The organism is Wenzhouxiangella sp. XN201 (assembly GCF_011008905.1).
GTDB lineage: Bacteria > Pseudomonadota > Gammaproteobacteria > Xanthomonadales > Wenzhouxiangellaceae > Wenzhouxiangella.
This window is the reverse complement of the sequence record NZ_JAAIVI010000022.1, coordinates 106,766-115,363: the sequence shown is the minus strand read 5'-3', so window position 1 is coordinate 115,363 and position 8,598 is coordinate 106,766. Positions and strand designations below refer to the sequence as shown.

The following is an 8,598-nucleotide window of genomic DNA, read 5'->3' as shown; positions in this document are numbered from 1 at the left end:
TCTAACCGCCCGGCGAAGCCGGATCGGCGGTTCGGGGGAACGCGTTGATCGAGGTCGTGTGGGGTAAAGCTGGAGGATGGTGGCCAGGGACGGAATCGAACCGCCGACACGGGGATTTTCAATCCCCTGCTCTACCAACTGAGCTACCTGGCCCTTGATTGTACGGGTGTTCCGGCCAGCGCCGGGAAGCCGCACATTAAACCGTTTTCATGCCTTGAAGTCAACCACCGGCTGCGCCGAATGGCACTTTTTTCGGGCAGCGGCGTCAAAACCCCACGGCATAACAAGGAGGATCGAACCATGTTCAAGAAGCTCATGCTGCTTGTGTTGACGGGATTCCTGGCCGCCTGCGCAGGCCCTGGCGAGGTGCGCGAGGGCAATCGCGCCGATGAAATGGCCGTTTATGAACGCCACGCCGGTGCGGCGGAATCCTGGGTTCGTTTCACCAATATCCGCAACTGGCAGGCGGTCGGGTTCCATTCCGTGGTGCTGGAGCTGGGTGGTTCACGCCACTACCTGGTCAAGCTGATCGGCGCCTGTGATCTCGAGCTCAACAGCGGTGTCACTCTGCGCCTGATCACCAGCCGCCGCAACGTGCTCAGCGATTTCGACAAGGTGGTTGTCGGCGGTCAGCCTTGCCAGATTCAGTCCATTCATCGGCTCGATTACCAAGCGGTCCAGGCCGAACTTGAATCCGAAGGTGAGCCCGTTCCGGACAGGCAGGACGGCGTCAGCGTCGAGTCGCAGGATCAATCTTCCGGCGGTACGTAGCCTTCGGCCCGATCCACCTCACCCCCGAACAGGAATGCTTCGGCCTGGGCTTCGAGATAGCGCCGGTGTTCGGGGTCGATGGGGCTCAATCGTTTCTCGTTGATCAGCATGGTCTGGTGTGCCAGCCACTTTTGCCAGGCCGGCTTCGAGATGTTTTCGTAGATTCGCTTGCCGAGCTCGCCGGGCAGGGGCGGGCGTGGCAGGCCTTCGGCCTCCTGGTCAAGGTACTGGCAGTGCACCGTTCGCTCGCTCATCAGATGTTCCTTGTCAATTGAAGTTGTTCGAGGGCCTTTCGAATTGGATTTGGAAGGCCGAGTTGCAGGGCTTTGACCGGTTCGACCCACTGCAGGTTTTCCTGATCGGCCACTGTGCTGGCGTCTGCGACACGAATCCGGTCGAATTGAATATCGAGGGTGAAGTGCGTGAACTGATGGCGTATCGGTGCCGGTGCTTCAACGGCCTTGCCGGCGGGACGTTCGGCCAGTTCCGTCGAATCGGGCAGTGACCACAGACCGCCCCAGATGCCGGTCGGCGGTCTCCTCTGCAGCAGGATCTGTCCGTGCTTGTTTTCGATGATGAACATCGTCGCGGCGCGAATCGGACGACGCTTCCTCGGAGCGGGCGTTGGCAGGCTCCCGGCTGTGTCGGCAAGTCGGGCGACGCAATCCTTCGCAACCGGGCAATGTCGGCAGTCGGGCGCTCGCGGCGTGCACACCGTTGCGCCAAGATCCATGATGGCCTGGGTGTAGTCGGCGGCACGGTCGGAGGGTGTGCGGGCCTCGGCCTCGGCCCAGAGTTGTCGCAGCACCTTGCTGCGGCCCGGCCAGCCTTCGATGCCGGCATGGCGTGCCAGAACGCGCTTGGCATTGCCGTCGAGAATCGCCGCGCGGTGATCGAAGGCCTGGGCGACAATGGCGTTGGCGGTGGATTGGCCGATACCGGGCAGTGCCTCAAGGGCCGAGGGATCCTGCGGCACCTGGCCACCGTGTTCGCTCATGCAGTGTCGCGCTGCCGCGTGGAGATTGCGGGCGCGGGCGTAGTAGCCCAGCCCCGACCAGTGCGCCAGAACCTCGTCGATGTCGGCATCGGCTAGTGTCTCCAGGCTCGGAAACGCAGCCATGAAACGCTTGAAGTAGGGGATGACCGTGGCCACTTGCGTCTGCTGCAGCATGATCTCGGCGATCCACACGCGGTAGGGCGTGCGGTCGGCCTGCCACGGAAGATCATGGCGGCCGTGGGTGGACCACCATGACAGCAGGCGACCCGAAAAGCTGGTCTTGGTCGATGAAGAAGGCATCGTGTCCAGTGTGAAGTGTTCAGTGTGAAGTGTGAAGCACGAACCTATGTGCCCCTTCAAGCTTCACACTTAACACTTCACACTTCCTGGACCGGCAAGATCGCGTGCACGAACGTGCCGGCATCGAAGGGGCGCAGGTCGGCAGCAGTCTCGCCCACGCCGATGAATCGGATCGGGATCTGCATTTCCTCGGCAATGGCGAACAGCACGCCGCCGCGGGCGGTCCCATCGAGCTTGGTCACGGTAATGCCGGTCAGCTTTGCCGCTTCGTTGAACTGGCGTGCCTGGGTCAGTGCGTTCTGGCCGGTGCCGGCATCGACCACCAGCATGGTCTCGTGCGGAGCCTCGGGGTCGATCTTTTTCATCACTCGGATGATCTTCGACAACTCGGCCATCAGGTTGGCCTGGGTGTGCAGGCGTCCGGCCGTATCAGCGATCAGGATGTCGACGCCCCGCGATTTGGCCGAATGCAAGGCGTCGTAGATGACGGCAGCGGTGTCGGCGCCGGAAGCCTGGGCGACCACCGGCACATCGTTGCGCTCGCCCCAGGCCTGCAGCTGTTCGACGGCGGCCGCGCGGAAGGTGTCGCCGGCGGCCAGCATCACGCGCTTGCCCTCGTCGAGATAGCGACGGGCCAGCTTGCCGATGGTGGTGGTCTTGCCGACACCGTTGACGCCGACCATCAGGATCACGAAGGGTTTCTTGTCCGGATCGATGGACAGGAAACCCTCACACGGCTCGATCAGGTCGTACAGTTCAGCCTGCACGGCCGGCAGCACCTGCGAGGGATGGTCAATGACGCCATCGCGCAGGCCATCGCGCAGGCGATCGATGATGCGCGAGGTGGCCGCCACGCCCAGGTCAGCCGTCAGCAGGGTGGTTTCGATCTCCTCGATCAGGGCTTCGTCGACCCGATCGGCCGAACCGATCAGGCCGAACAGTCCCGACAGGTTCGAACGCGTGCGCTGCAGCCGCTGTTCCAGTGGATCGACGCCGGCTTTTTCGACTGGCCGGACCTGGGTGCTCTCGACCCCCTGGCCGGATTTCTTGCGTTTGAAGATGGAGAACATCGGGAATCAGGGTTCAGGGTTCAGGGTTCAGGGTTCAGGGGCCCAATGTCTGCAGGCCCGTTCGACGACCGAGTATGCTATCACCCCCATGACAGGCAAGATCAGGATCATTGGCGGTCAATGGCGTGGACGGAAGCTTGTCGTGCCGGACCGTTCCGGCTTGCGCCCGACGGGCGACCGCGTGCGCGAGACGCTGTTCAACTGGCTGCAGTTCGACCTGGCAGGCGCGCGCTGCCTGGACCTGTTTGCCGGCACTGGCGCGCTCGGCCTGGAGGCCCTCTCTCGGGGGGCTGCCCTGGCGGTATTCGTCGAACGTGATCGGCACCTGGCCGAGACCTTGCGCGAAATTGCCGCGGGCTGGCCGGGCGGAGATCGAATGGAAGTTGTACAGGGGGACGCCATGCGTTGGCTGGCCGATGACCGGCGGCAGTTCGACTTGGTGTTTATCGATCCCCCCTTTGCCGAGGGCCTGCAGGAAAAGGCGCTCGAATCGCTGGCGCAGGGCGATCACCTGGCGGCGAATGCCCGCGTCTACGTCGAGCAGGGCGCCCGTGATCCGGAGATCGAGCCCGGTACGCGTTTCGAGTTGTTACGCAGCAAGACCCTGGGAGAGGTTCGCTTGACGCTTCTTGCCAGTCGTTGAGGGCCCCGGCCGGACCTCCGTTATAATGCGACCTCATCCCGTTCGAGAAGCCATCGATGCCTCAGCCCGACTACGGTCTCGCCGTCTATCCTGGCACTTTCGACCCCATGACCAACGGTCATACCGACCTGATTGCGCGGGCAGCGCGCCTTTATCGCCAAATTATAGTCGCCATCGCCGAGAGCCCGCACAAGCGGCCGTCCTTCGGACTGGGCGACCGCATCGGTCTGGCCCGACAGGTCATCGAGGAAGAAGGCCTGGACAATGTCGAGGTGGTCGGTTTCAACAACCTGCTGGCGCATTTCGTCGTGGAGCACAACATCGGGGTGATTCTCCGCGGCCTTCGTGCGGTGTCGGATTTCGAGTACGAATTCCAGCTCGCGTCGATGAACCGGCATTTGATCGAGGATGTCGAGACCGTCTTTCTGACGCCGGCCGAACAGTACAGCTTCATTTCTTCTTCGCTGGTCAAGGAGATCGCCCGTCTGCATGGCGATGTCAGCCGTTTTGTCCACCCGCGGGTGTCTGAAGCCCTGCGCGAGCGCTACGCTTGATCGGCGCTGGTCAAAGAACCGTCAACCACGGAAATCACTGAATACACGGAAGAAGAGCATTCGAAGAATGCACAACAGTGGTCCGCTTCAAGCAATCGAGAAGGAGCCCATGATTAGAACAGTTAATGCCATCCTGATTGGCCTGCTGGCAACGCTAGCCGTCGCCGCAATCGCCGAGCAGGGGCCCGAGAGGGCCGCGATTTCCAGTTCGCATGAACTGGCCACCGAGGCTGGTGCCGAGATTCTGGATAAGGGCGGCAATGCCTTCGATGCGGCAGTGGCGGTCTCGGCTGCGCTGGCCGTAGTCGAACCGGAGTCTTCGGGCGCGGGTGGCGGCGGTTTCTGGTTGCTGCATCGGGCTTCGGAAGATGTCTCCGTCATGGTCGACGGTCGCGAGACCGCACCGGCAGCCGCCACGGAGGACATGTACCTGGACGAGGCGGGCGAAGTGGACCGCGACCGCGCGGTAAACGGTGCCCTTGCCGGTGGTATTCCCGGAGCGCCCGCCGCCTGGGTGCATATCGCCGAGAAATACGGCACGCTGCCGCTGTCCGAGCTGCTGGCGCCGGCCATTCGCCTGGCCGAAAACGGTTTTCCGGTCGACGCCAAGTACCAGGCCCTGATCAACTATCGCGCCCACGTGATGATGCGCTGGCCGGAGACGGCTGCCATCTTCCTGCCCGGTGGCGAGGTGCCAGAGATCGGCGCAACCATTCGCAATCCGGATCTGGCCGTAACCTTGCGCGCGCTTGCCGAGCAGGGGCGTGACGGATTTTACAGCGGGGAAGTGGCGAGGAAACTGGTCGAGGGTGTGCAGGCGGCTGGGGGGATCTGGACGCTGGCCGATTTCGCCGGTTATGAAGTGGCCGAACGCGAACCGATCCGCACCGATTATCGCGGCTACGAGCTGATCACCGCGTCTCCACCCTCGTCGGGTGGCATCGCCATCGCCCAGATGCTCGAGATCGTCGAGCCCTTCGACCTGGCCGGCATGTCGTCCGCCGATCGGGTACACCTGCTGGCAGAGGCCATGCGCCGGGCCTATCGCGATCGCGCGCTCTATCTCGGCGACCCGGATTTTGTCGATATTCCGACCAGGATGCTGCTCAGCGAGGACTACGCCGCCGGACTTCGAACGACGCTGCGGCTCGACCGCGCCACGCCGTCGTCCATGCTGGCCGCCGACCCGAGCCGGCTTGGCACAGAGAGCACGGACACCACGCATTTCTCCTTGATGGATGACCAGGGCAATATCGTCTCGGCAACGCTGACGGTCAACCTTCCGTTCGGGGCCGCTTTCGCGCCGCCGGGCACCGGCGTGCTGGTCAACAACGAGATGGACGATTTCTCGGCCAAGCCGGGCGAACCCAACGCCTACGGCCTGATCGGCTTTTCCGCCAACGCCATCGAGCCGGGCAAGCGCATGCTTTCGTCGATGAGTCCGACCATCGTCCGCGGCGAGAATCGCACGGCCGTGATCGGGACGCCGGGTGGATCGCGCATCATCACGATGGTACTTCTGGGTATCCTCGATTTCATCGACGGCAACGGGCCGGAAAGCTGGGTCTCCCTGCCGCGTTTCCACCACCAGTACCTGCCCGACGAAATCTCGATCGAGCGCGGCGCGCTCGACGATGCGACGATTGCCGCGCTCGAGGAGAAGGGGCACGAGGTGACGGTGCGCGACCGCACCTGGGGCAATATGCACGGTGTCATGTGGCATCACGACAGCGGCGAACTGGAAGCGGCTCACGATCCGCGCTGGGCTTCCGGTGGGGCGGTGGTCGTCGAGCTCGACTGAGGCGATGTTCAGAAGTGATTGCGCTGCGTGCATAATTGATCTGAGGTACCCAGGGATTCGCGCTTGAGCCAAGGCAACGGACCACCGCAGGATCAGGCTGCTGCCCATCGGCAGGAAGCCCAGTCGCGCGCCGATCGCATCCAGGCCTTTCGCGACGAACTGTGCCAGCTCGAGGCCGAAGGCGCGGTCGCGCTGGACACCGAGATTCGTCAATCCATCGACCTACACCACGATCGGCTGCTGGCGGAGATGGCCGAGCGCTTCGACATCGATACCGACGGATCCGGTCGGCAGCTCTCCCTGGGCATGCGGATTGCTTCGCTGATCGGTGCGCTGGCGCTGTCCGCGGCGGTGTTCTTTTTCTTCTACCAGATCTGGGGCTTTTTGATCACACCACTCCAGGTTGGCCTGCTGATCACCGCCCCGATCCTGGCAATCCTGTCAGCCGACTGGATGGCCCGGCGCGAGCGCACCCACTACCTGACCTCCCTGCTGGCGCTGGTCGCGCTCGCCTGTTTCGTGCTCAATCTGAGCATGCTCGGCCAGATATTCAATATCGCTCCCGACCGCACGGCCTTCCTGGTGTGGAGCCTGTTCGCATTGCTCCTGGCCTATGCCTGGGGGCTGAAGCTGGTGCTGGTCGCTGCGCTGGCCTGCCTGGCCGGCTATGTTTCCGCCACCCTGGGGGCCTGGGGCGGCATGTACTGGCTGTCGTTCGGCCAACGGCCGGAGGATTTCCTGATTGCCGGCCTGCTGATCACCGTACCGGGCTGGCTGCAGCGCCTGCCGCGATCTGAATTCGCTCCGGTCTATCGCGTATTCGGACTGCTGATGGCGTTCATCAGTGTGCTGATCATGTCTTTCTGGGGCGAGGGCAGCTATCTGCCTCTCGCTCCGGCGATCGTCGAGGGCAGCTACCAGGTGCTGGGTTTCGTCGGCAGCGCCGGCGTCATCTGGCTCGGTATCCGGCGCGCCGACGGCAAGCTGTTTCATCTGGGTGCGACCTTCTTCGTGCTGTTTCTCTACACCAAGGTGTTCGACTGGTGGTGGGACTGGCTGCCCAAGTGGTTGTTCTTCCTGGTGGTCGGGCTGATCGCGATCGGGGTGCTGTTCGGCCTGGGTCGATTGCGGCACTCGCGCAGGGAAGCATCGACATGAAGTTTCGCCTGCCCATTTTCGCGATTGCCCTGGTCGTGGTGGTCAATGCCTTCGTGCTGGCCGGCGCCGCCTGGAATCGCACCGGTGAACCCGAGGCCGTGCTCGAGCTGACCGAGCGGGAACTGGCGCTGCCCTATGTCCGTGGTTTCCGTCAGGAGAACAGCGGTATCGCCCTGAGCATCCAGTTGCCGCACCAGGATTTCGATTGGCTCGACGAAGACAAGCTTCGGACCCTGGGTGTTGATCCCGATGACTTTGGTCGGGACCGTCACGACCGCTGGCGACAGGCACAGCGCAGGGTTCATGCCGTACTGGAATTCGATGGGCCAGCCTTCCAGCGCCTGCTGGAAGCCCGGCGCGAGGAAGTCGAGTCGAAAATTCGGGCAGGAGAGGGCAACGAGGCACATCGTGATCGACTGAGGCAGTCGGTGGCGGAAATGGAGAAAAGCGGGTCCCGCCTGGTCGTGATCGACGCCGGTCTCGATCCCGAATCCTTGCGCAATCGTTATCCCGACCGCAACCGATACGCTGTTGTCGAAGCCCAGCTGAGTCTCCGAACGATTTTCAGGACGGGTAAAGACGAGCCGAAAATCAACAGTCGGATCGGCCGGCTGCTACCGCACCGGGTGTATGTTCCGCGCCGCTTTCACGCGGTCTTGGAGGCGGCCACCGCATCGGAACGTCGCCGCTTCGGTGAACCGCCGAGTTACCGGGTCGAACTGCACTGGGGGCGCCGGTTCGAACCCTGGATTACGGACATCACGCCCCTGGCGGACGATTGAACCGGCGAGCAGCCATCAGCGCGAGCAGCAAGGCCAGCAGTATCGCTATCGGTGCAGGCATAAACGGCACCGCTTGAGCCTCCGGCGCTGGTGGTTCCTCCAGCGCGCCCTGGGCGATCCAGTCGCGGATCAGGGCGCGTTGCTCGGCCGTGGTGCCCGGCATCCGAAACGAGGGGCCGCCGGGGTTGTCGCAATTGACGGCGTTGAACAGCACGCTGTCTTGCGGGTCGAAGGGCGCCACACGCAGGCGCTCCGGATTGGTCGTCGCGGGTACGCCCACGAGATTGCTCCAGGCCTCGCCCTCGCGCAGGTCGAGGCCGGCGGGTCCGGACGCGCCGTGACAGCCGGTACAGCCGTCAAGAATGGGCTGAATCTGTGTGGCAAAGTCGATCGCCGGACTGGCTGGAAAGGCGTCAAGCTCATCACATCCGGAGGCGACCGTTCCGGCCTGAATAAAGGTGGCGAAGAGCATCAGACCAAGAAGGGTGAGGGCTTCATGAGGGCGGATGCAGTGCATGACGG

General features: G+C 63.3%; 10 protein-coding genes and 1 tRNA gene. 6 read left to right on the top strand and 5 right to left on the bottom strand.

Annotated elements, in window-relative coordinates; translation table 11 throughout:
* Window positions 1-77: 77 nt before the first annotated feature.
* Window positions 78-153: transfer RNA gene (locus G4Y73_RS13375), tRNA-Phe, on the bottom strand.
* A gap of 147 nt (window positions 154-300) precedes the next feature.
* Between G4Y73_RS13375 and G4Y73_RS13370 the strand changes: the two genes are divergently transcribed.
* Window positions 301-771, top strand: a complete 471-nt coding sequence (locus G4Y73_RS13370) for a DUF6491 family protein (RefSeq protein ID WP_164232321.1) — start codon at window positions 301-303, stop codon at window positions 769-771.
* Here G4Y73_RS13370 and G4Y73_RS13365 read toward each other — a convergent pair.
* The 3 genes from G4Y73_RS13365 to ftsY all read right to left on the bottom strand — a co-directional run bounded on the left by G4Y73_RS13365 (window position 750) and on the right by ftsY (window position 3,138).
* Window positions 750-1,025 (bottom strand): oxidative damage protection protein, encoded by a 276-nt coding sequence (locus G4Y73_RS13365; RefSeq protein WP_164232320.1) that lies wholly within the window; start codon window positions 1,023-1,025, stop codon window positions 750-752. The genes G4Y73_RS13370 and G4Y73_RS13365 overlap by 22 nt on opposite strands.
* Window positions 1,025-2,068, bottom strand: a complete 1,044-nt coding sequence (mutY, locus tag G4Y73_RS13360) for an A/G-specific adenine glycosylase (protein WP_164232319.1) — start codon at window positions 2,066-2,068, stop codon at window positions 1,025-1,027. Before mutY ends, G4Y73_RS13365 begins: the two co-directional genes overlap by 1 nt.
* A gap of 77 nt (window positions 2,069-2,145) precedes the next feature.
* Window positions 2,146-3,138: a signal recognition particle-docking protein FtsY gene (gene ftsY, locus G4Y73_RS13355; RefSeq protein WP_164232318.1), complete on the bottom strand. Its 993-nt coding sequence runs from the start codon at window positions 3,136-3,138 to the stop codon at window positions 2,146-2,148.
* A gap of 88 nt (window positions 3,139-3,226) precedes the next feature.
* On the opposite strand from ftsY, the gene rsmD reads away from it, so the two are divergent.
* The 5 genes from rsmD to G4Y73_RS13330 all read left to right on the top strand — a co-directional run bounded on the left by rsmD (window position 3,227) and on the right by G4Y73_RS13330 (window position 8,076).
* The gene (rsmD, locus tag G4Y73_RS13350) at window positions 3,227-3,781 is read left to right on the top strand and encodes a 16S rRNA (guanine(966)-N(2))-methyltransferase RsmD (RefSeq protein WP_164232317.1); all 555 of its coding nucleotides are present in this window, start codon (window positions 3,227-3,229) and stop codon (window positions 3,779-3,781) included.
* A gap of 56 nt (window positions 3,782-3,837) precedes the next feature.
* A complete protein-coding gene (gene coaD / locus G4Y73_RS13345; protein ID WP_164232316.1) occupies window positions 3,838-4,335 on the top strand; it encodes a pantetheine-phosphate adenylyltransferase in 498 nt (165 codons plus the stop codon).
* Window positions 4,336-4,444: 109 nt separating this feature from the next.
* On the top strand, window positions 4,445-6,136 hold the full coding sequence (ggt, locus tag G4Y73_RS13340) for a gamma-glutamyltransferase (protein WP_164232315.1): 1,692 nt from the start codon (window positions 4,445-4,447) through the stop codon (window positions 6,134-6,136).
* 63 nt (window positions 6,137-6,199) lie between these two features.
* Entirely contained in the window at window positions 6,200-7,294 is a 1,095-nt protein-coding gene (locus G4Y73_RS13335; protein ID WP_164232314.1) for a DUF2157 domain-containing protein, read from the top strand.
* Window positions 7,291-8,076, top strand: a complete 786-nt coding sequence (locus G4Y73_RS13330) for a DUF4824 family protein (protein WP_164232313.1) — start codon at window positions 7,291-7,293, stop codon at window positions 8,074-8,076. Before G4Y73_RS13335 ends, G4Y73_RS13330 begins: the two co-directional genes overlap by 4 nt.
* Here G4Y73_RS13330 and G4Y73_RS13325 read toward each other — a convergent pair.
* On the bottom strand, window positions 8,054-8,593 hold the full coding sequence (locus G4Y73_RS13325; protein ID WP_164232312.1) for a hypothetical protein: 540 nt from the start codon (window positions 8,591-8,593) through the stop codon (window positions 8,054-8,056). The two genes, G4Y73_RS13330 and G4Y73_RS13325, sit on opposite strands and share 23 nt — an antisense overlap.
* Window positions 8,594-8,598: the final 5 nt, after the last annotated feature.